This is a genomic window from Arcicella sp. LKC2W, assembly GCF_034931005.1.
Classification (GTDB): domain Bacteria; phylum Bacteroidota; class Bacteroidia; order Cytophagales; family Spirosomataceae; genus Arcicella.
Genome location: NZ_JAYGIN010000012.1, coordinates 219225 through 242437 on the forward strand (window position 1 = coordinate 219225; position 23213 = coordinate 242437).

Annotated in this window: 19 protein-coding genes and 1 tRNA gene; 8 read left to right on the plus strand and 12 right to left on the minus strand. The window is 35.8% G+C overall.

The features are described 5' to 3' along the window. Positions 1-52: 52 nt before the first annotated feature. From VB796_RS11790 to VB796_RS11815, 6 genes are all read right to left on the minus strand, one after another. The gene (locus tag VB796_RS11790; RefSeq protein ID WP_323346744.1) at positions 53-1114 is read right to left on the minus strand and encodes an NAD-dependent epimerase/dehydratase family protein; all 1062 of its coding nucleotides are present in this window, start codon (positions 1112-1114) and stop codon (positions 53-55) included. Between the two features lie 291 nt (positions 1115-1405). After that, on the minus strand, positions 1406-2728 hold the full coding sequence (locus VB796_RS11795) for a thioredoxin family protein (RefSeq protein ID WP_323346745.1): 1323 nt from the start codon (positions 2726-2728) through the stop codon (positions 1406-1408). A gap of 144 nt (positions 2729-2872) precedes the next feature. After that, complete coding sequence (locus tag VB796_RS11800) at positions 2873-3322, minus strand: transposase (RefSeq protein ID WP_323346746.1); 450 nt, start codon at positions 3320-3322, stop codon at positions 2873-2875. Beyond that, entirely contained in the window at positions 3234-3716 is a 483-nt protein-coding gene (locus VB796_RS11805) for a hypothetical protein (RefSeq protein WP_323346794.1), read from the minus strand. The genes VB796_RS11800 and VB796_RS11805 overlap by 89 nt, the downstream gene beginning before the upstream one ends. Positions 3717-4012: 296 nt before the next feature. Further along, a complete protein-coding gene (locus tag VB796_RS11810; protein ID WP_323346747.1) occupies positions 4013-4522 on the minus strand; it encodes a CvpA family protein in 510 nt (169 codons plus the stop codon). Positions 4523-4594: 72 nt separating this feature from the next. Next, positions 4595-5050 carry a GatB/YqeY domain-containing protein gene (locus tag VB796_RS11815; RefSeq protein WP_323346748.1) on the minus strand — a complete coding sequence of 152 codons (456 nt, stop codon included), beginning with the start codon at positions 5048-5050 and terminating at the stop codon, positions 4595-4597. A 292-nt stretch (positions 5051-5342) separates the two neighbouring features. Here VB796_RS11815 and VB796_RS11820 point away from each other — a divergent pair, with 292 nt between their 5' ends. The 3 genes from VB796_RS11820 (at position 5343) to pbpC (ending at position 9845) form a co-directional block, all read left to right on the plus strand. After that, complete coding sequence (locus VB796_RS11820) at positions 5343-6062, plus strand: pyridoxine 5'-phosphate synthase (protein ID WP_323346749.1); 720 nt, start codon at positions 5343-5345, stop codon at positions 6060-6062. A gap of 85 nt (positions 6063-6147) precedes the next feature. Further along, positions 6148-7500, plus strand: a complete 1353-nt coding sequence (locus tag VB796_RS11825) for a Fic family protein (RefSeq protein ID WP_323346750.1) — start codon at positions 6148-6150, stop codon at positions 7498-7500. Beyond that, on the plus strand, positions 7497-9845 hold the full coding sequence (gene pbpC / locus VB796_RS11830; RefSeq protein ID WP_323346751.1) for a penicillin-binding protein 1C: 2349 nt from the start codon (positions 7497-7499) through the stop codon (positions 9843-9845). The genes VB796_RS11825 and pbpC overlap by 4 nt, the downstream gene beginning before the upstream one ends. Positions 9846-10017: 172 nt before the next feature. On the opposite strand, the gene VB796_RS11835 is transcribed toward pbpC, so the two are convergent. Further along, positions 10018-12096, minus strand: coding sequence for a pseudouridine synthase (locus VB796_RS11835; RefSeq protein WP_323346752.1), 2079 nt, complete (start codon positions 12094-12096; stop codon positions 10018-10020). 351 nt (positions 12097-12447) lie between these two features. Between VB796_RS11835 and VB796_RS11840 the strand changes: the two genes are divergently transcribed. Together VB796_RS11840 and VB796_RS11845 are read left to right on the plus strand one after the other, a co-directional pair. Next, positions 12448-12978 carry a hypothetical protein gene (locus VB796_RS11840; protein WP_323346753.1) on the plus strand — a complete coding sequence of 177 codons (531 nt, stop codon included), beginning with the start codon at positions 12448-12450 and terminating at the stop codon, positions 12976-12978. Between the two features lie 340 nt (positions 12979-13318). Further along, a complete protein-coding gene (locus VB796_RS11845) occupies positions 13319-15490 on the plus strand; it encodes a TonB-dependent receptor (protein ID WP_323346754.1) in 2172 nt (723 codons plus the stop codon). Between the two features lie 39 nt (positions 15491-15529). Here the strand turns inward: VB796_RS11845 and VB796_RS11850 are convergent. The 4 genes from VB796_RS11850 to VB796_RS11865 form a co-directional block, all read right to left on the minus strand. Then, positions 15530-15603 (minus strand) — tRNA-Asn (locus VB796_RS11850). 131 nt (positions 15604-15734) lie between these two features. Continuing rightward, the gene (rsmG, locus tag VB796_RS11855; protein ID WP_323346755.1) at positions 15735-16367 is read right to left on the minus strand and encodes a 16S rRNA (guanine(527)-N(7))-methyltransferase RsmG; all 633 of its coding nucleotides are present in this window, start codon (positions 16365-16367) and stop codon (positions 15735-15737) included. A 112-nt stretch (positions 16368-16479) separates the two neighbouring features. Beyond that, positions 16480-17640 (minus strand): glycosyltransferase, encoded by a 1161-nt coding sequence (locus VB796_RS11860; protein ID WP_323346756.1) that lies wholly within the window; start codon positions 17638-17640, stop codon positions 16480-16482. A 353-nt stretch (positions 17641-17993) separates the two neighbouring features. After that, positions 17994-18203, minus strand: a complete 210-nt coding sequence (locus VB796_RS11865; protein ID WP_323346757.1) for a hypothetical protein — start codon at positions 18201-18203, stop codon at positions 17994-17996. 68 nt (positions 18204-18271) lie between these two features. Here VB796_RS11865 and VB796_RS11870 point away from each other — a divergent pair, with 68 nt between their 5' ends. The 3 genes from VB796_RS11870 to VB796_RS11880 all read left to right on the plus strand — a co-directional run bounded on the left by VB796_RS11870 (position 18272) and on the right by VB796_RS11880 (position 22484). Continuing rightward, a complete protein-coding gene (locus tag VB796_RS11870) occupies positions 18272-18406 on the plus strand; it encodes a hypothetical protein (RefSeq protein ID WP_323346758.1) in 135 nt (44 codons plus the stop codon). A gap of 4 nt (positions 18407-18410) precedes the next feature. After that, the gene (locus tag VB796_RS11875; RefSeq protein ID WP_323346759.1) at positions 18411-20366 is read left to right on the plus strand and encodes a sialate O-acetylesterase; all 1956 of its coding nucleotides are present in this window, start codon (positions 18411-18413) and stop codon (positions 20364-20366) included. Between the two features lie 312 nt (positions 20367-20678). Further along, positions 20679-22484 (plus strand): hypothetical protein, encoded by a 1806-nt coding sequence (locus VB796_RS11880; protein WP_323346760.1) that lies wholly within the window; start codon positions 20679-20681, stop codon positions 22482-22484. Between the two features lie 75 nt (positions 22485-22559). Here VB796_RS11880 and VB796_RS11885 read toward each other — a convergent pair whose 3' ends face one another. Continuing rightward, the gene (locus VB796_RS11885) at positions 22560-23201 is read right to left on the minus strand and encodes a response regulator transcription factor (protein ID WP_323346761.1); all 642 of its coding nucleotides are present in this window, start codon (positions 23199-23201) and stop codon (positions 22560-22562) included. Positions 23202-23213 lie beyond the last annotated feature (12 nt).

Sequence of the window (23213 nt, forward strand, 5' to 3'; positions counted from 1 at the left end):
TAACTCCTCGAAAGCTTTAGAACTTTCGAGAAGTTTGTACGGCACAACTCTCCTACTTCAAAACATAAGCTAAAGATTCTTCATTTTCGGTAATCCAATCGGTAATTTCTTGCACGATTTGTTTCATTGAAATTTCTGGTTTCCAACCTGTCAAAGCCGTTACTTTTGAATTATCCGTTACGTACAAAGGAATATCTGCCGCACGATTTTCGGTTACAGGTGTAATTGGAATGGTCTTGCCTGTTACTTCTTGACAAATTTTTGTCAACTCTTGCAACGAAGCACTTACTTCTACGCCACCGCCTACGTTCAAGATTTCACCATTGACTTTATCAATATTATGTATCTGAAAATCAACGAGTTTATACAAATCTTTCACGTGCAACATATCACGAGTTTGTCTGCCCGAGCCACCATATCCGATATACGCTAATTTTTGTTCCCAATAATGTTTTGCTACCCAAAGCACCATAACGCCTTGGTCAATTTTACCCATTTGCCAAGGGCCAGTCAATACGCCACAACGGTTGATAACGGTTTTCATGCCGTAAAATTCGTTGTATTCGTGAATCATTAACTCTGAAGCCAATTTAGTTGCTCCGTACAAAGACCTCGCACCGTCTAATGGGAAATCTTCGGCAATTCCTTTGGCAGAAACCCCTCTAACGGGTTGATTATCCGTCAAAGCAAAACGAGTTTCTTGCTCTTCATAATTCAGTTTTTCAATGGCTTTGATTGGATAAATACGGCTCGTTGAAAGGAAAATAAAACTCGCACCGCACTTTTTGGTATAATTCAAGCAATTGATTGTTCCGACCAAATTGGTATTTATCAAATAATCAGGCGTTCCGTCTAATCCTGCTAAAACCGAAGGTTCAGCCGATGCCTCAATGACAAAATCTACTTTTGGAAGAGCATCAAAATCTTCTTTATTACGAATATCTCCGTGAACAAAAACTGCCCCAGCTTTCGCCAAACGAGGCAAATTGAGTTCTGAACCTTTACGTTTGAGATTATCCAAACAGATAACTTCGTAAGTTGGATAATTACTTTTAATGTTGATGGCAAGTGCCGAACCGACAAACCCCGCCCCGCCTGTTATTAGTATTTTCATTTATTATTTCTTATATTATTTATTCTCAAATTACTAAAATAATTGTTTAGAATTAATAAATTGATATTGTGTAGGGGCGTATCCAATACCAATGCTGTCAATTTAAGGTCTTTTGAATTGTTCCAAAATTGAGACAATTCCATTTTCAACGCTGTCAGGGTTCAAAACCGTGACAGCGTTAGACAGATAAATTTCTTAAGTTGATAGCATTGGTATGCGATACGTCCCTATGACATGACGACAATATTTATAATATCAATTTATTTGTTCTTCTTGCTTATAAACATTATATCACAACTTCCCATCCTTCATCTTCGCCAATGCTTCTTCATATTTAAAAGTCAACCCTTTCAATGTTTTGGCTAAATTTAGTGCTTTTTCTTCAGCGGTAATTGCTTCGGATTTAATGCCCATTTTGTACAATAAATGTGCGTAGGTGTTCCAATAATCGGGTGTTTCGTCGATTTCATTGGCTCTTTTTGCCCATACAATGGCTTTTTGTAGAACGGCTTTTTCGCTTACATTTTTGTAAAATTCTTCTGCCAAACCATCTAAATCCGATGCAAAGTTAATACTTGCGTAGCGACTATGCAGTTTTTTCATGGCATCAAATCTAACTTTTCCAATTTTTACAGAATCTTGCTTTCCTGTACGATACGGCAACATAAATTCTTGAAAATGAGCTAAATTCTGTTTATTCAATTCTTCTTTTGAAATATTCATCAAATATTTATCAGCTAAATTCTGAGCCGTTTCTAAATATTTGGGCGTATTATTCATGGATTTGTAAAACTCCATGCGATAACGCTCATTTTGTCGCCCTGCCTCAACGGGATTAAGTTTTAGGTTTAAACCTGCTAACTTTTCTAATAAATCTAAATTCTTAGTTCTCAAAGCATTCCGAAAATATTCCATTATAGTTGTTGAAACGGTTTCGAGCGTTGAGATGCCGTATTTCTTGAAAATAGCCTGATTTTGGAGTAATTCAATTGCCTTGCCATTGAGCGTAAATGTGTTTTGAGAAAGGAGCTTTAAGGTCTTTTCGGAGGTTTGTTCAGCCGTTGGAATTGCCAATAAATATTGTTCTACTAATTCCCGATTATCCATGACCATTGCATGGCGTTTGTTGATAAAATCTGCCAAGAAATTAGCATCTCTTTTTCCTGCTCGGTATTGCGTTTCGTAATCTTCTAAACGTCCTTCTCGATACTGATTCAAGGCATTATCCACCGATTTTAAAAATTCATTCACGGGCATATAACCTGCATCGGTCAATAAAACATTTTGATTTTTATCTGCCCAAACCAAAAATGGATAGGCACTTACGTCAAACTTTCGAGCCAAGTCTGGACCTTCGCCTTTTTCTGCATCAATTTTGAAATTGATAAAACTGACGTTCATTTTTTGAATGACTTCGGGTTTGGAGTAAACCTTTTGCTCCAATTCTTTACAAGGTCCGCACCAAGTTGTGAAAAAGTCGATAAAAATAGGCTTATTTTGAGCTTTTGCTTTGGCAACGGTTTCTTGCCAAGAACCTTTTTCAAAATTGATTTCTTGGGCGTAGTTTGAGAGAATCGTGAAGGATAAAAATATGGTTGTGAAAAGTTTTTCCATGAGATAATGTGTGGCACGCAGATGACGCAGATTAAAGGGACCGTTGACAAAAATTTTGTATAGGTTAAGCTAATTATCAAATAATTGTAATGTTCTTTTTTGAGTATAATTATATTCGGAACTATATACTTAATGTAAGTTGCGTTAAACTGAAAATTGCTTATCCAGTATATACATAATGATGAAACAGAGTATTTTCAATAGAAATCCTTTTGCTGTTACTGCATGAATCTTCTTTGGAAACTTTGCGTTAATCTCAGCAAACGTATTTTCAATTGTTTTCCGATAATAGCGATTTTCAAGTTCTTCTGCCCACGTATTTTTTACAACAGAGTTTTTCTTAGTAGCAGCTTTGAGTCTTATTTGATTAAATTCTAAAAGTAATTCTCTATGTTGTTGGTTTAAGTAAGCGGCATCACCATATAAATCTCCATTCTTAGGAAGGTTTATATCCATTACTTGGAATGTTGTATTGTCATGAATACTACCAGCTGTGACCATAAACTCAACTGGAATACCTTTTCCTGTAGTAATCACATGAACCGAAACGTCGGACCGCCTTGAACCCGTAAAAATATTCTCTTTTAGAAGCATTAAACCCTCTAAACTCCTTCCCTTGCACTATTTTTGTTCGACAGATACGAATATTTTTACAAACGGGCACTGGAAATGAGTCAATTAGGTAAACACTTTCGGTATTTAGATTCTTGAATATTACGCCTAAGGCAGAGAATAAATCAGCAATCAATTCTGTTAAGCTGTGCAATATTCGATTAAAATTACTCTTGTCTGGGACGTTAAAACCGTGATGACTTGCTAAATAACCACAGGCTGATGTTTGGTTACCATAAAAGTATTTTGCAGAAATAATGACAGTAGTGATAACTTGAGAATTACTCAGTTTACGACGTTTGTCAATAGATTTATTATCAATTTTTAGTAATAAATCGTCCACAAAACAATAAATTGCAATAGTAAAATCTTTCATTGAGAGTAAATTTAGTTGGCAAACCAAATTTAGGTCGATATTGAAAGATTTTGCTTTTTATAATACGCAACTTACATTAATTATTAATGCAAAACCGCTGACGGGGTGAAAAACCGCAGTCAGGGTTACGGGAGAAGACCCTGACGGCGGTTTTTCACCCCGTCAGCGGTTAATTTGGGTCAAATTTGCATTTGCATTTTTAAGTACATAATTCCGATTATATTTATTCTCGAACAAAAAAATCTGTTTAAATCTGCGTTGCTGAAAGCATCTGCGTCATCTGTGTTCCATGAAGCCTACGCTCGCCATTTATCAATTTGCTTCGGTACAACGTCAATTGCTTTTTCAATCACTTTTGGGGCAAGAGGCTTTACGATTGGATAAAGATAAGTGTTTTCGGTTTCTTTCGGAGGGAGTTTTATACCGATTGATGAAGTCAACCACAGAAAAATACTAATCCCAAACGCCCACGTAAATGCTCCTACGATTGCTCCTGCGAGTGAGTCAAAACTGCCAAAAACAGTATAACGGATTGATTTACGAAGTAACCAACCTAATTTATTAATCAGAAAAACAATGGGAAAAAACACCGCCCCGAAGCCAATATACGGCATAAGCTTTTCGGTTAGGCGATTACTAATAAAAGGAGAAATCCAGTCGGTGGCATAACCCAAAACTCGGAAACCAATAATGACCGAAACCACGAAAGCGGCAATAGAAATTACCTCGATGATAATGCCCCGTTGGTAGCCAATATACGCCCCCCAGAGAGTCGGAAGAAGGATAAGAATGTCGATTAACTTCATTATAATTATGAGTTGTGAGTTATGAATTATGAGTGATTGCAGAACGCTTTATTCATAACTCATAATTAATAACTACGCCAAAAGAGCTTTAACCATCGCAGAAACTACTTTTCCATCAGCCAAACCAGCTAATTCTTTCGTAGCAACGCCCATCATTTTACCCATATCCGACGGAGCAGAAGCACCAACACGAGCTTTGATTTCTTCTAATTTTGCTTTCAATTCATCTTCTGTTAATTGCTTGGGCAATAATTCTTCGATGATTGTCAACTCGATTTGCTCCTTTTCAGCTAAATCTTCACGTCCTTGAGCAATGAAAATTTCCAATGAATCTCTACGTTGTTTTGCCGCTTTTGTTAAAAGTTTCAATTCAACATCTGCTGACAATTCCCCTCCTGTTGTATTTGTTGCGGAAGTTTCTTCCAATAAAATCAATGATTTGATAGCACGAAGTGTACGAAGACGGTCTTGGTCTTTGGCACGCATAGCATCTTTAATGCTATTGTCAATATTAGTTTTTAAAGACATTTTATAAAAAGTTCTAAGTTTTACGTTCTGTGTTTTGTATTTGCCCTTAACTTTGGAACATTCACAGAACATTAGTTTTGTTTTCAATGTTCAATTCACAAAAGTAATAAAATCGTTATTGGTTATTGGGTATTGCTTGTTAGTATTTTAGGAGAATATTTTTAGGGCAGTTAAGTAGAGTGCTTAACTTCCCGAAAGTTTTAGAACTTTCGGGAAGTTTGTCAACAATGTCCCTTCGTTATTTTCGAGATTTACAAACACCTAAACCCTAACCACTAACACCTTAAATATCATGACAAAACTTAGCGTAAATATCAATAAAATAGCTACCCTTCGTAATTCACGAGGTGGCGATAATCCAAATGTAGTAAAAGTAGCGTTGGACTGCGAGCGTTTTGGTGCGGAAGGAATTACCGTACATCCACGTCCCGACGAACGCCATATTCGTTACCAAGATGTATATGATTTGAAGGCAGTCGTTACAACAGAATTTAATATTGAAGGCAACCCTACCGAAACCAAATTTGTGGAATTAGTCCTTGCCAATCGTCCAACACAAGTAACGCTTGTACCTGATGCTTTGGGAGCGGTTACTTCCAACGCAGGTTGGGATACGATTAAGCACAAAAGTCGTTTGCAAGACCTGATTGCTCAGTTTCAAGAAGCGGGAATCAGAACGTCAATCTTCGTAGATGCCGACCCACGCATAATAGAAGGAGCGAAAGAAACAGGAACGGACAGAATAGAATTATATACCGAACCTTATGCCGAAAACTATTTCAAAAACCGTGAATTGGCGATTAAAGACTTTATCGTAGCCGCTCAGAAAGCCAATGAATTAGGTTTAGGTATCAACGCAGGACACGATTTGAGTTTAGATAATTTGCGTTATTTCCAACAAAATATCCCCAATCTTTTAGAAGTTTCCATCGGTCACGCTTTGGTTTGTGATGCTTTGTATTTGGGTTTGGAGAATACGGTTCAGTTGTATTTGCGGGAGACGAAGGCGTAAGGAGCGTTAAAAACGCAACAACACTATACGACGAGCGATTGCAAATTGGTGTCAGCGAAAAGATTGATTAAAACTACAAAATCAAATGATATACCAACAAATAAAGGCGTTAAAACAGGAATTAGACACATTCCGTCCTCTCAGCAAAGAGCAGGAAGGGATGATTATGCAGAAATTTCGTTTAGATTGGAATTATCATTCTAACCATTTGGAAGGAAATACGTTAACTTATGGCGAAACAAAAGCACTCATTCTATTTGGTTTAACAGCACAAGGAAAACCTCTAAAAGACCATTTCGAGATAACTGGACACGATGAAGCAGTAAAATGGATTGAAGATATTGTAAAGCAAGAACGCCCATTAACCGAAAGTTTTATTCGTGAATTGCACACTTTACTACTAAAGGAATCTTACGAAAAAAAGTCTATTTCTGCTGAAGGAATTATTACGACAAGAAGAATAAGCGTTGGACAATACAAAACCGTTCCCAATCATGTATTAACGCAAACGGGTGAAATATTCTACTTTGCTACACCCGAAGAAACGCCTGCAAAAATGGGTGATTTAATGGCTTGGTATCAAGAAGAGCAAGCAAAAAGTGATATTCAACCCATTCTATTAGCAACAGAATTTCATTATCGTTTTATCAGAATCCATCCTTTTGATGATGGAAATGGAAGAACGGCAAGGTTAATCATGAATTTTATTTTGATGCGATTTGGCTATCCACCCGTCATTATCAGAACAGACGACAAAGAAAATTATTTTAACGTTTTGCGTTTAGCCGATGCAGGAAATTTACAACCATTTGTAGAATACATTGCTCAAAATCTTATTCATTCTTTAACCATCATGATTAAAGGAGCAAAGGGAGAATCAATTGAAGAACCTGATGATTTGGATAAGGAGATTGCTTTGTTGGAGCAGAAGTTAAAGGGGATGGGAGACACTGTAAAAATTGATAAAAATAAAATTACAGTTAAAGAAGTATATATAAATTCATTTATTAAGCTTAGTGAAACATTTATAAAACAATCCCAAAAATTTGAAAAGTTTTATTTAAAGAATCGCTTGGAAGTTTTTGAAGATAATAAGTGGAAGTGGGGAAGAAATGTTAAGACGATTGATTATATCAATTCTATTTTACAAAAACTTAATTCTGATTATTATCATCCAAAACGTATAGGAATCAGATTTCTGTTTGAGAATATGAAACAATTGAGCTTAATAGAGACTTCTTTCTTAACCGGAATTATGATTGATTTTGAAGATTCTCATTATGCGATTAATGTAACCACGTCTACCAAATTACAGCCTATTAAAATAAAAAAGCCCTACTCAGAACAATTAACCGATGAAGAAATTAATCAAATCGTAAAGTCAGAAATGAAACGCCATACTGAATTTATTGAAAGTAAAATTAAAGAAATGGAATGAATCTCAACCACTTAAAACAAACCACAATCCCATTCCTAAAAAGAATTTTCCAATATAAAGCCGTAAGAGTCATTTCTTACGGCTTGTTGCTTTTTGTAGCCTTAGACTTAATTTTTCCCTTCAAAGTTCAGCCCAATTATTCTACTTTAATTACGGATTCGGAAGGAAAAGTGCTTCATGCTTTTTTAAATAATCAAGATAAATGGCGAATGAAAACGGAGTTTTCGGAGATTACGCCAACGCTCGAAAAAGCCATTGTTTATAAGGAAGACCGTTGGTTTCGTTGGCATTTTGGGGTCAATCCTTTTGCCATTGCAAGAGCAGGTGTGCGTAATGTATTCACGGGCAGACGCACCTCGGGGGCGAGTACCATCACAATGCAAGTGGTGCGTTTATTGAATCCCCAAAGTCGAACATATTTCAATAAAATCATTGAAATCCTGCGGGCTTTTCAGTTGGAAGTACATTATTCCAAAGATGAAATCCTCCAATTATATCTAAATCTTGTGCCTTATGGCTCAAATATCGAAGGTATCAAATCAGCCTCTATTTTGTACTTTCAGAAGTCGCCCGATGTATTGAGTTTGGCTGAAGTGATGGCTTTGGCAATTATCCCCAATCGTCCATCAAGTTTGCGTCTGGGCATTAATAATGACTTCATTTTGAAGGAAAGAAATCGTTGGCTGAATGAATTTAAAAAGTCAGAAGTATTTCATAATCAAGACATTGACGATGCTTTGAGCGAACCTTTAAACGTTAAAAGACACGAAGCACCCAAACTTGCCCCACACCTTTCTTTACGCCTAAAAAATGAGTATCCAACCGAGGCAAATATTCATTCTTCCTTGATTCGGAATAAGCAATTGACGATTGAGAAAATTGTACAAAACTACGTGAGTCGGCTTTATGCCATGAATATTCATAACGCCGCCGTGATGGTTATCAACAACCAAACGCATCAAGTAGAGGCATATATAGGTTCGGCAGATTTTAACAATCCTGTGGATGGTGGGCAAGTGGATGGCGTGCGAGCGATTCGTTCACCAGGAAGTACACTAAAACCACTTTTATACGCAACGGCTTTCGACAAAGGGATTATTACGCCAAAAACCACCATTAATGACGTTCCAACGAATTTTGGCGGTTTTGTACCTGAGAATTTTGATAAATTATTTCATGGTAAAATCACGATTGAATACGCTTTGGCAAATTCACTGAATATTCCTGCCGTGAAATTATTGAAGGAAATTTCTACGCCCGTTTTGGTTGACAAACTCAAAAAAGCTGATTTTCAAGCGGTAAAAAAGAATTCATCCAAATTAGGATTATCCTTAGTTTTGGGTGGTTGTGGTGTGACTTTGGAAGAGTTGACCAATTTGTTTTCAAGTTTTGCAAATGAAGGACAATTTCAAAAGGCGAAATATATTAAATCGGAAGACCAATCATCAATAGTCAATCTGAAATCCGAAATCATTTCCCCCGAATCTACCTACTTAATCAATCAAATCCTAACCCAAATAACCCGTCCAGATTTACCCAACAACTACGCTTACACGTACAGAATGCCCAAAATTGCTTGGAAAACGGGAACATCTTTCGGTAAAAAAGATGCTTGGAGTATTGGTTACAATGCCAAATATACCGTTGGCGTTTGGATAGGAAATTTCTCTGGCGAGGGCGTTCCAGAACTTTCGGGAGCAAATATTGCTACGCCATTATTATTCGATATTTTCAATACGATTGATTATAATTCTTCCTCAAAATGGTTCAAATCACCTGAGAATATTGCATTGAGAAAGGTTTGTGCAGAAAGCGGAGATGTTCCCAACGAGTTCTGTATCAATCAAATAACGGATTATTACATTCCGAGTGTTTCTAAAATGACTGTGTGTACGCACGCCAAATATGTATATGTAAGTGCGGATGAACGAATGAGTTATTGCTCGCATTGTTTGCCTGATAGCGGGGCGGTGAAAAAGATTTATCCAAATCACGCCCCAGAGTTAGTGAGTTGGTTTGAAACCAAACATATTCTTTATGCCAATATTCCTCCGCATAACCCAAAATGTGAAAGAGTTTTTGCAGAAAATGCTCCGCAAATTGTCTATCCCGTGGATGGTTCAGAATATATTTTGGATAAAAACGATACGCAAAAATTGATGCTAAATGCCCAAGTCAGAAACGATGTGAAGGAAATTTATTGGTATATTAACGATAAATTACTACAAAAAGCAACGCCCAACACGCCCATTTTCTTTGTTCCCGAAGCAGGAAAAATCAAGATTTCTTGTAGTGATGATAAAGGGAGGAATACAGATATTTTTGTGAAGGTGAAGTGGGAGTGAGTATAATTAGTGATTAACAAATTTGGTGATTGAGTGAGTTTATACAACTTCAATACTTGCTCAAATATCAACATTCGAATTACGGTGACAACTTTACACTGGGAGATTACAAAAAAATAAGCTCCTGAAAATCAGGAGCTTATTTTTTTATGGATATACCAAAACTTTTTATCTATTTAAAAAACTTCAATTTAACCACTTCTTTTTCAGTCAAGAATCTCCAAGAACCACGTGGAAGGTCTTTTTTGTTTAATCCTGCAAAAGTTGTACGGTCAAGTTTTAGGACTTCATAACCTAAAGATTCAAATAAACGTCTAACGATACGGTTTCTTCCTGAGTGAATTTTGATACCAACAACCATTCCATCAGGTGTTACCATACCTAATTCATCCGCTTTAAATTCACCATCTTCAAGCTTAACACCTTTCAAGATTTCTTCATAATGTTCGGTTGTCAAGGATTTATCAAGTTCAACTTGATATAATTTTTCAACTTCATTTGAAGGATGAGTCAACTTATCTGCTAATTCTCCGTCATTCGTCAAAAGTAACAAACCTGTTGTATTTCTGTCCAAACGACCTACTGGATAAATACGTTCTTCGCAAGCATTTTTTACTAAATCCATTACCGTTTTGCGGTCATCTGGGTCTTCGGTTGTGGTAATGAAATCTTTAGGTTTGTTAATTAAAACATACACCATTTTCTCACGACTCAACTTCTTATTTCCCATTTTCACGACATCACCAGGTTGAACTTGATAGCCCATTTCGGTAATAATTTCTCCGTTCACTTTTATCTCACCTGATTTAATTATATCATCAGCTTCACGACGTGAGCAAACACCAGCATTGGCAATAAAGCGGTTCAAACGAATTTCGGCACTATTTTTCTTTTCAGATTCAGCTATTTTCTTCTGGACTTTCTTGGGAGCAGTATCTTTATAATGTCCAATTTTATACGTTGGAGTCCATTTATCAGATTCTTCTACTGGTCGGTGAGCTTTGAAAAGGTTTTTGCCTCCAAAATTTGCTTTTGCCGAACCAAAAGTCTTTTCTGTCTTATCGTTTCCCTCTATTTTTTTTTTTTCGTCAAAAGAAGGTCTTTCTCCAGTGGCATTCGGACGAGGCTTATTAAAATCTCCCTTATCGAATCTTTTGGCTACTGGCTTTCTTTTATCAGCTCCAGAGTCTCTTCTTCCCTCAAAAGGTCTTTTTTCGTCACGATTAAACTCTTTTCTTTCTGGACGTTCGCTATTAAATTCTCTTTTTTCTCCGAAAGGTTTACGCTCGCCTGAGTTAAAATCTCTCTTTTCTCCGTAAGGTTTACGCTCGCCTGAGTTGAAATCTCTCTTTTCTCCGAAAGGTTTACGCTCGCCTGAATTAAAGTCTCTCTTTTCTCCGTAAGGTTTACGCTCACCTGAGTTGAAATCTCTTTTCTCTCCGTAAGGTTTACGCTCGCCTGAGTTAAAATCTCTTTTCTCTCCGAAAGGTTTACGCTCGCCTGAGTTGAAATCTCTTTTCTCTCCGTAAGGTTTACGCTCGCCTGAGTTGAAATCTCTTTTCTCTCCGTAAGGTTTACGCTCACCTGAGTTAAAATCTCTTTTCTCTCCGTAAGGTTTACGCTCACCTGAGTTAAAATCTCTTCTTTCTGGACGTTCACTATTAAAATCTCGTCTCTCTCCTCTATTCTCTGAACGCTCGCCGTAAGGTTTACGCTCGCCTGAGTTGAAGTCTCTTTTCTCTCCATAAGGTTTACGCTCACCTGAGTTAAAATCTCTTCTTTCTGGACGTTCACTATTAAAATCTCGTCTCTCTCCTCTATTCTCTGAACGCTCGCCGTAAGGTTTACGCTCGCCTGAGTTGAAGTCTCTTCTTTCTGGACGTTCACTATTAAAATCTCTTCTTTCTCCTCTATTCTCTGAACGCTCGCCATAAGGTTTACGCTCACCTGAGTTGAAATCTCTTCTTTCTGGACGTTCACTATTGAAATCTCGTCTCTCTCCTCTATTCTCTGAACGTTCGCCATAAGGTTTACGCTCGCCTGAGTTGAAGTCTCTTCTTTCTGGACGTTCACTATTGAAATCTCGTCTCTCTCCTCTATTCACTGAACCACCTCTATTTTCGTCTTCTCCACCGTAGGTTTTTCTTACAGGCACTTCACGCCCTAATTCACGGTTTAATTCATCTTTTCTTTGACGAGTTTGTTCTCTTCTCTCAAAGTTCAAATCTTCTTTTTCGATTCGCTTTCTCATTTTTCTATTTGTTAAAATATTGCAACATCACTGCTGTAAATAATCACGATTGTAAATCAAAAAAACAGGTTGTTTTTATTAGTTAAAAACCTATATTTCAATGATTTAACAATTCCATTTCTTTAAATGGCTTGCAAAGGTACAATAATTTTATTAATATCATACAAATTTTAAAAGTACAATTTTAAATATTTTTATTGTACAATATTAAACAGGAAATAATTACATCTGAATACCGAAGAAGCAACTCCCAAAAATGATATATAAATTGTGATTTTGTATATTTACATAATCATTCATTCATCAACGTAAAAAGGACTATTTTTCTTTCAGAAAAAATAGTTTTATGCTATGAAAGCACTTTTTTCTTTAATTATAATTGTCACTTTCTTTATCAAAATAGGAGGATTTTACGCCTATTTAATGATAGAAAGACATGAAATTAGGGAAGAAATTGAACATAAACTTGTCCATTCTATTCCAAAATCAGCTCTCAAATGTATTATTGCTACCTCTGAAAATATATCTAAAATTGAATGGCGACGACCTCAAAAAGAGTTCAAATTTGAAGGAGAGTTTTATGATGTTGTTACGGTAGAAATATATAAAGGAACAACTTATTATTTTTGTATCAATGACCACGCAGAAACCCTTTTAGAAGCGAAAATTGATAGCTTGCTCAAACACCAAACCGACCATTTACCTTTTAGCAACCACACAAAACATTTTTTGAGCTTACTTTTAGAACCCATTACAATTCATCAAAGCATACTTTATTTATTTGAACATTTTGCTACCAATTACAAATCAAACTTTCCTCCATTTTTAATCGCTCTTAGCTCAAGCATTTTGTTTGAAAGAGAACAACCTCCGCAGTTTTAAAATTGGGTAATGGTTATTGAAAATTGGTTATCGGTTAAACGAAATAGCTTTATTAAAAGAAACTTCCTTGACAAATCGACCGATAACTTCATCCAATTGCTTTTCTCACACTTCTATAAACCCCTGAAAGCATCCTAATTTTTTAGTTTGCTGATTTTTTATTGTCAAAATTATGGTTCGTCTATGATTTAGATTCGTTAGACAAATGCACGTTTTCATAAAACACGAACCTTAATAACCCGAAAAGTTTGTAGCAACACATCACTACAATAATGACAGAGCATCATAATTGTTGCGTTATTGGCTCTTTATAAATCACTTTTCGCTTAAATCAATTCCCATGAAAAAAATATTTACCCTCTCATATTTAATTTTTAGTACAGGGTTTGCTTTTGCCCAAGATTCAACCAGTAAAGCTCTTGAAGAAGTTATCGTTAGAGAAAAACGTAAAACTGCCAAAGAAAGAGGCGAATTTAAGCGTCATGCCCAAACCGTAGAAGCACTTACCGAAGAAGAACTTAACAGAAATAACCCTGCCTTTATCGAACAAAGTTTGGGAACAATGACAGGTGTACAAGTAGATAAACGGACGCAATTGGGTGGACAACGCTTAGTAATAAGAGGTTATGGCAACGACCAAAAGTTTAATAATTGGGGTGTAAAAGCATATTATAATGGAATTCCTATTACAAATGCAGAAGGGGTCACTGTTTTAGATGATATTGACTTTTCATTAGTGAATAACATTGAAGTAATAAAGGGTCCAGCTGCAACGATGTATGGTGGTGGCGTTGGTGGAGTAGCTCGTTTTTATTTAAAATCGTCGGAAAACAAAGGTGTTTCAATTACCGAAAAAGCATCAACAGGGTCTTTTGGTTTATTCCAATCAAATACTCGTTTAGACATCGTAGGTGATAGTTCTGCCATTGCTTTAAGTTATGGACATTTACAGTCAGACGGTTATCGTCCGAGAGGCAATAGTTTAAAGAATTACCTGACATTTTTTGGCGAATTCAAGTTCAACAAGAAGCAAATGTTATCCGTTTACTTGAGTCAAAATTATTCTTATGAAGGAGTGACTGGACAAATTCCTTATGCCGATTATTACGCAGGTATTGACAACGGCAACACTGCATACACAAAGAGAAATGCTCGTAACGAAATATATGCTACCCGTTTTGGTATAACGCATCAATATAATTTTTCGGAAAATTTCAGCAATTATACTACCGCATTTTACTCCAATCAGGATTTTTCACGAATTGCCGCTGGTGCTTATGAAATGAGTATGAATCCTAATTATGGCGTTAGGTCAGTTTTTCTTTTAAAGTCTAACTTTTCATCGACCATTACCAATGAATTGAATATCGGCACTGAAATTCAGCAATCACGTTCGCAGATTTCAAACTATCGTTTTCTTGGAACAGACGATAACAATCCATTAAAAGTCCAAGATATTTCTAAAGGTTCTTACTTCAAATATGTAACCAATCAGAATTCCTTTTTTATCCACAACCGAACCTCGATTACACCACTTGACCTATCTTTAATTTTGGGATTGAGTGCTAATAATATCAGTTACAGTCGCCTTGACTTATTGGCAAATCCTGGATTAGTGGCAGGTTATAACAAAGATTTATCATTTCAGAAAAGTTTTTCAACCTCATTCAATCCGCATATTGCTTTACAGAAAAATATAAATGACCAAATCATAAATTTGAGTTATAGCGAAGGTTATAATGCTCCGACAGCATCAACAGCATTTATAGGTACAATCAACAGAACGAATGATAATTTATTGCCAGAAAAGGCAAAAATGATTGATTTAGCGATTCAGGGGTTATTATTCAGTAATCACTTAGATTATCAAGTCTCTTTATTCAACATCGACATTACCAACAAATTAACGCAATTATCAGGAGTAATTCCAACGGGAGGAACATATAGCTATTTTGCCAATACAGGCAATCAAAGCAACTCAGGGTTAGAGCTTAGTTTAGGATACTTATTCATTCCAAGAACGAAATCGTTTATTAAGAAAATTGAGCCATTCTTCAATTATTCAAACTACAATTTCAAATACAGTGATTTTAAGACAAGATTTGGAACTGACATCGTTGATTATTCTAACAAACAAGTAGTTGGGATACCTAAAAACAAATATGCTCTCGGCTTAGACATTGTAACCAAAGCGGGTTTATACCTCAACAATACCTACAATTTCATGGGAGATGTATATACAGACTTTGCGAATACTAATAATGTAAAAGAATTTGCTCTGTTGAACAGTAAAATTGGGTTTAAATACACAGGTCAAAAGGTAGATTTTGATATTTACGTTGCGGGTAACAACCTAACCAATCAAGTTAATTACACATTTTTGTTTTTGGGGAACAACATCAATGACACTGACCCAGACAATAACTATCCACCAGGCACTTCCACCGACGTAAACCCCGGCTCGAATAAAGCTTATTACTTTGGTGGGGTAAATGTGAAGTTTAAGTTCTAAAACAAAAAAGCCTTAAATCGAATGATTTAAGGCTTTTTGCTCCCTCTCCTGGGCTCGAACCAGGGACCCCATGATTAACAGTCATGTGCTCTAACCAGCTGAGCTAAGAAGGATTGTTGTTAATCGTGATGCAAAATTAGTCGGTTTGTACTTATTACGCAAGCGTTTTGATTGAAAAAATTTTAAAAAAAATCCTATTTTATCTTTACCCTTTGATTATCAGTTTTTTAGGTTTGAAAAAAAATTACTTCATTGGTACATGAACAACCATTTTTGTCTCAAAAAACTCCTCTTCATAGAAGTTTGATAGTTCATAGACTTTGGTTTTCTTGCCAAATTCCTTTAACTCTTCTTTTAAATCTCCTCCTTTTAAGTACAAAATCCCATTTTGGAGTTTATTATAATTATTAATATTGATTTTGCCTTTTACCCAACCATAAAATGGCAACAAGCGTGTTACTGCTCTGCTTACAATAAAATCATATTCTCCTTCTACTTGTTCTGCTCGTGTTTGTTCAGCTTTTACATTTTCTAAGCCTAAGGCTTGAGCAACTTCATTGACTACTTTTATTTTCTTTCCAATGCTATCAATTAAGTGAAATTGACAATTAGGAAATAAAATAGCTAAGGGTATTCCAGGAAAACCTCCGCCCGTTCCGACATCCAAAATTTCGGTAAAATCTTTAAAATCGACAATTTTGGCTATTCCTAAAGAGTGTAAAATGTGCTTTTCGTAGAGATTGTCAATATCTGTTCTTGAAATAACATTAATTTGTGCATTCCAGGTAGCATACAAATCACCTAATTGGGCAAACTGTTGCTTTTGTTTCTCCGAAAGTTGTGGAAAATATTTTTCTATGATTTTTGAATCGTTCATATCGTTCAATGTGTAAATGATAAAATGAGGATTTGGAAAATTAATGAATGAGAACAAAATGTTTTATGATAAATGAGCATAAACTATTCATTCACTTTATCAATCTCTTGTATTACCTCCATCTCATTTTTTGTCTTCTTGGAATAAAATTATTGATGCCCATTATCAGGAAATATAAAGCAAAGATACCATCCCAAAAGGGGAATGTAAATGTTTCAAGCGTATTATCGAATCTTTTATTTGCCTTAAAAAAAATTATCCATTGGCTTATTAACCTCAGCAGAAAAACCCCTAATACCCAAAAAACAACAGGGTTATGCCTAAATAATGGTGCTAATATGATAAACGAAATCCATGATAGGATTTGAGTCGATGCCAAAGCTCCCAACAATGCTTTATTTTTGAATTGATAATATTTTCCAACCGACAAATGCCTTCTTTTTTGTCTATACCATGTTTCCCAAGTTGTTTTAGGAAAGGAATACATAAATGTATTTGGATTTAAACAAACGGCTGTATTCTTATCATTGGCAACGTCATTCATGAATAAATCATCATCACCCCCTAAAATATTGGTGTGTTTGGCAAAACCTTTATTTTGAAGAAATAATGACTTTTTATACATCAAATTTCTTCCAACGCCCATATAAGGTACACCTGTAATGGCAAATGAGAAGTATTGAATGGCAGTAATAAATGTTTCGTATCTGATTAAATTATTAAGAAAACCTTTCTCGCTAAAATAGGGTGAAAAACCTAATACTATTTCTTTATCTGTTGATAAACATTCCGCCATTCCTGCTATCCAGTTGATACTTTGAGGGCGACAATCTGCATCGGTCAAAAGAATTGTCTCGTATTTAGCTGATTTTATCCCTAAAGTCAAAGCATATTTTTTGGAAGATAAGTGTTCGGGAGTTTGGTCTATTCTCAGAAATCTAACTTTTTGATATTCAGAGCATTCTCCCAGTAAATAATCAAATGTCCCATCCCATGAACGGTCATCCACAATAATTACTTCAAAAGTGGGATATTCTTGAGCATTTAAAAGTGGCAATAGTTCTTTAAGATTAACTAATTCGTTCCATGCACAAACGATAACGGATACTCCATGAGACTTCCCAATTGGTATTATTGGAGTATCCTGCTGAATAACTTTAGCAAAAACAAAAAGAATAAAATATAACTGAAATGCAACAGATATAATAAATATGCTGAATAAAAGTGGTATCAAAGCCGTCAATATCAATGAGTTAGTAAAATCGGAGTGCAAAGATAGCTGATTAGAGATTAGAGATTGGAGATTAGAGGGTAGTTTTTATGAATATGTTGTAATTTTGTGAATATAATTATGGTTATTAGTTATTGGGGCTGGTAAATGATATTGAGTAAATGTAAATGTTTGCTTTTCTAAGTAAGAATAACAAATTAATTAATAATATTAAATATTGTCATCATGACGTAGGGGCGTATCGCATACGCCCAAAAAGTCGAGATGTGGGCGTATGCGATACGCCCCTACACAATATCAATTTATTTATTCCAAATACTTAGATAGTTCCGCAAAGTATTAAGCGTTTTGTTCGTAAAATTCTTAATGCTTAATACTTAGGACTTGATACCACACTAAGCTGCTTTTTTTACCGCTTTTTTCGCTGCACTTTTTTCAACTTTTGCTTCTTTTTCAGTATCTGCACAGCATTTAGTTGCTTTTTCACTTTTTTTGCAACACCCTACTTCGGTCTTTTCGCATTTCTTATTTTTGTCTTTGTCAGTAGCTAAAGAAACATTCGCTACGAAAGCTAATAATGATAAACCTAAAATTACTTTTTTCATGTTTTCTAAATGTTTAAATGTATTGTAAGTCTTTGATAACGTGAATATAATGGTTTTATTTTAAAAAAATGAAGTCAAAAATCATGCCTGAAAATAAGAAGAATCATTATGCCAAAAGCATAGAGCCTTCTAATCGAGGACAGTTTTATTTGGTATTAAATTTAAGTTTACGAATCAAATATCCATTTACTCAATATTCTTAAAATCATGCAACGTTTATTACTATTTATTTTACTTTTTATTGGGGTTAAATCATTCGGGCAAGTTCGTTTTGCTCGTATTTTTTCCGACCATGTTGTTCTTCAACAAAAAAAGCCAATTGCTGTTTGGGGATGGGCAAAAGCTAATGAAAAAGTTATCGTTACTTTAGGCAAACAAACCCTTGTCTCACAAGCAGATATCGCTGGAAAATGGCAGGTAATTTTTAGTCCTTTAAATGCGGGTGGAGATGCTTATACAATGGTGGCAAAAACATCAAATAACGTTACCACCATTTCCGATATTCTGATTGGAGAAGTTTGGCTTTGTTCTGGACAATCAAATATGGAATGGACGGTGGCTCAGGCAAATAATTTTTCTGTGGAAAAGAAAAATGCCAATTTTCCACAGATTCGCCATTTTAAGGTTGAACATGAAGTAACAATATTACCACAAACTGACTTGAAAGCAGGAGAATGGAAAATTGCTTCGGAAGAAACAGTGGGAGACTTTACGGCAATCGGTTTTTTCTTTGCTCGTGAAATTTACCAAAAAATGAACATTCCCATCGGAATTTTACACTCATCTTGGGGCGGTTCGCAAGTGGAGGGTTGGATTAGTAAAGAAGGAATGTTGACGAATGGAGAATTGAAAAATTATGCCCAAAATTTACCCAATACTTGGGAAGGAGCTGATAAACTTCATGATGAAAAATTACAAAAACAAATCTTTGGAAGGGTGGTGAATCCTACTTTGGAAGATGAAAAAAAATATTTGGAGGCTAATTATGATATTACTAAATGGCATAATGGCGGTAGTCCGATGGGGCAATGGGACTGGAAAGGCATTTGGGCGTTCAGAGGGCAAGGATTTATGGCTCGAAAAATCGAAATCCCTACCGAAATGGTTACACAAAGTACCACGCTTTCATTGGCTGAAAATGATAGTTTCAACGAAATTTATATCAATGGAAAATTAGTCTCTGCGGGAATTGTGAAAGGCGTTCGTAAGATTGTGGTTCCTGCTAATGTTTGGCAATTGGGAACAAACCAAATTATGGTAAAATTTGGAAATCTTATTAGCTTGCCTTGGTATGGTTTGGGCTTGCAAGGTGCTGAAAATGACCTTTTTATGAGTTCTCAAAATCAGAAAATTAGCATTACCAATGACTGGAAATTAATGCCTTCTTTTGCCGAAAAACACGAATACGTACATTCAAGCAATAATACAGGAACAACCATTTATAATGCGATGATTGCTCCAATTGTGCCATTTACTATCAACGGAGCGTTGTGGTATCAAGGTGAAACCAATGCAGGACGTGCTTTTCAATACCGTCAAACTTTTCCTTTAATGATTGAAGATTGGCGTAAAAAATGGAATGACAATTTTTCATTTTATTTTGTCCAATTAGCCACTTATGGAGATTATCAAAACAGTAATCAAGGAAGTAATTGGGCAGAACTTCGGGAAGCTCAAACCATGACTTTAAGTTTGCCAAATACAGGAATGGCAGTTACGACAGACGTAGGAAACCCGAGCGATATTCACCCAACTAATAAACAAGATGTTGCCCACCGATTAGCAACAAATGCCTTAAAATTCAATTATAAGCAAGATATTACGTACAGTTCGCCCATGTACGAGTCGGTAAAATTTGAAGATGGGAAAGCGATTGTTTCCTTTAAATTAATTGGAAAAGGCTTGGCAGTACACGATAAATTTGGCTACTTAAAAGGTTTTGAAATAGCAGGAGAGGATAAGGTGTTTCATTATGCAAAAGCTGAAATATCTGGCGATAAAGTGATTGTTTATCATCCAAAAGGTGTAAAACCCATATCTGTGCGTTATGCGTGGGCAGATTCTCCGATAGATGCTAATTTATTTAATACAGAAGGCTTCCCTGTTTGCCCTTTCCGCACAGATGATTGGGCGGGACTTACGGTTAACAATAAGTTTGAATGATGTAATTAGTTGTTATTTAGTGAATTGTGAATTAGTACACTGTTTAATAAGTTATCTGAATAATTTTTATCCTAAAATGTTTGATTAAGGGACTTCCCGAAAGTTATTTCTACTTTCGGGAAGTTGAAATAACTTATAAAACAGTGAATTAGTGAATTGTGATTGATGAACTATTATTCACAACTAAACTAAATCATAATTCACAACTAATATCTTGCAAATCAAGGGTTTTCCCTGATGAATGAGGATTGAAAATAACTGAATTTTGTAATATTAATTCTTCCAAAATTTATAACAATTCTCAAAACTAAAATGATTCGATTTACTAAGTTTTTAATGTCCCATTCGCTTTGTGTAGCCATATTGGGTTTTCCTCTATATTCTTCTTGTTCTAAGACTACTGATAATGGTGTAATCGTTACTCCAAAAGATTCTGTTATTGTGATAAATCCCGCCGTAGAACCCAAAATTGCTCCTACAATTGGCTTCTTTTTGGATAATTGGCAAGCCAAACCATTTGTAGCTCCGTCTTATACTGAAAGTTCTGTTCCTACCACTGCCGTCAATACTGTCACGGTTGATGCTTCTGATATTATTACTAAAATCCCTACGCAAATTTTTGGACATAATGCTAATACTTGGATGGGTACTTTTGTTGACCAAGCCAGTTTTATGACAGACATGACCAATCTAAAACCCAATGTAATTCGCTGGCCTGCGGGTAGTGGTAGCAATGGTTATTTTTGGAATGCCAATCCTGTTCAAGACATTAATAATAAAAGCCGTCAAACACCGCCCGTACAATACATGAAAGATTGGGGAATTCCTGATAAATACATGGATAAAGATGGGAAATTGATAGACTCTTGGTTTTTTTATGGGCAGACAAATGATAATTGGCGTGGCTCTTTGAGTAATTATTACGATATGTTACAAAAGACTAATAATAAAGGTATTATAGCTATCAATTATAGTTTTGCACGATACGGAACGAGCAAAAACCCAGTAGCAACTGCTGCACATCTTGCCGCAGAGTGGGTACGTTATGACAAAGGAAGAACCGAATATTGGGAAATTGGTAACGAAAATTATGCTGATTGGGAAGCAGGTTATAGAATTGACGTTTCTAAAAATCAAGATGGACAACCCGAATTTTTAACAGGAGGGCTGTATGCAAAACACTTTAAAGTTTATGCTGATTCTATGAAAAAAGCAGCCGCTGAAATTGGTGTAAAAATCAAAATTGGAGCTGTGATGCAAGAATCTCAAACCCAATCTTGGCAAACGAATACAACCAAAACATGGAATTCAACGATGATTCCAGAATTGAATAATAAGGCGGATTATTACGTTGTTCATAATTATATTACACCTTACGACCAAAATTCTTCTGCATCAGTAATTATAAATGGAGCATTAACAATACCTGCTCAAATGATGAATTTTGTGAGTAATGAAGTGAATAGTAATGGTGGCGAATTGAAGCCAATTGCATTTTCAGAATGGAATATGTGGGCAAAAGGCTCAAAACAACAAGTTTCAAATATTAGTGGACTTTTTGCCGTAGTTGTACAAGGAGAAGCTATCAAAAATAAATATGGATTGGCAGCTCGTTGGGATTTACTAAATGGCTGGGAGGGTGGCAATGACCACGGGCTTTTTAGTGACGGAGGTAGTGCTGATGACCCTCGATGGAATCCAAGACCATCATTTCACTATATGTATTATTTTCAAAAATGTATGGGCGACAGAATGGTGTCAACACTAATGGGTGGAACTGGCGGTGCATTAGCTCCGATGACAACTTATGCTTCGACTTATTCGTCTGGACAGATGAATGTTACGGTAATTAATCCATCACCCAACCCACAGACGATAGAAGTAAAAACCAAGAATTTTAATGTTGGCAATCGTTTTTATTGGTATAGTTTGGCAGGCGGGAATGATAATGGTGAGTTTTCGAGAAAGGTTTTAGTCAATGGTTCAGCACCAAAAGGAGTAGCGGGTGGGCCGTCAGATTATGCAACAATTAAAGCCTTGTCGGCATCAACTGCCAACGGAATTAAAGTAACCGTTCCTGCATGGGGAAGTGTTTTTGTGATGATTGATAAGAAGTAGTGTTATTTTTATGATGTAGGGGCGTATCGCATACGCCTATTCCTACGATGCGGGCGTATGCGATACGCCCCTACATTATTTCACATAACCGTATTCCATTGCCATTTTTAATAAACTTACTACATTTTTCACCTCAAATTTTGATAATAAATTGCTTCGATGCGTTTCTACGGTTTTTTCACTAATGAATAAATCTTGAGCCATTTCACGGGTTGTTTTTCCGAGAGCAATTAATTCCAAAACCTCTTTTTCACGACGAGTAAAACGAATTTGATAGAGATTTTTCTCTTGTTGTTTTTGTCGAGTCATGCCTTTCATAATGATATCCATAACCTCAGCACTTTGATAATTTTTACCAGAATTAACGGTTCGGATAGCCTTTAAAAGTTCTTCAGCACCAGTATTTTTGAGAATGTAGCCCAAAGCTCCATTCTTCATCATTTTAGTAATAAAACTTTCATCGTTGTACATCGACATGGCTAAAATCTTCACCAACGGAAAATTCTCAGTGATATGTTTACAAAGGTCTAAACCACTATCTTTACCTAAGTTTATATCCAATAATACCACATCAACTTTTTTTGACCGTAGCGTTTCTTTAACTTGTACAGCGTTTTGACATTCGCCAACTACCTCAAAGTCATGCTCCTGTAACATCAAAGAAGTAACGCCTTCTGTGAATATTTTATGGTCATCAACTAATAAAATACGTATCATTTGAATGGTTAT